This is a genomic window from Prochlorococcus marinus, assembly GCF_001180245.1.
In the GTDB taxonomy this organism is placed as follows: Bacteria; Cyanobacteriota; Cyanobacteriia; order PCC-6307; family Cyanobiaceae; genus Prochlorococcus_A; species Prochlorococcus_A marinus_F.
In genome coordinates this window covers 1-245 of sequence record NZ_CVSV01000136.1, presented here as the reverse complement: position 1 = coordinate 245, position 245 = coordinate 1, and the positions used below count along the sequence as shown (strand labels likewise).

Sequence of the window (245 nt, the reverse complement as noted above, 5' to 3'; positions counted from 1 at the left end):
GATCAGATAAGGGGTAGATCTTATAGAGATGCATTGATTATGTTGGAATTTATGCCTTACAGATCTACAGACCCCATTACTAAAGTTCTAAGATCTGCTGTTGCTAATGCAGAACATAACCTTGGAATGGATCCATCTACGCTAGTTATTTCCTCTGCATGGGCTAATAGTGGTCCAGTAATGAAAAGGTATAGACCCAGAGCTCAAGGTCGTGCTTTTTCAATTAAAAAACAGACTTGCCACAT

At 39.2% G+C, this 245-nt stretch carries 1 protein-coding gene; it reads left to right on the top strand.

Features of this window, described 5'->3' with window-relative positions:
• The coding region (rplV, locus tag AMO19_RS08245; RefSeq protein WP_075508091.1) for a 50S ribosomal protein L22 at positions 1 to 245 on the top strand (245 nt) is incomplete at both ends.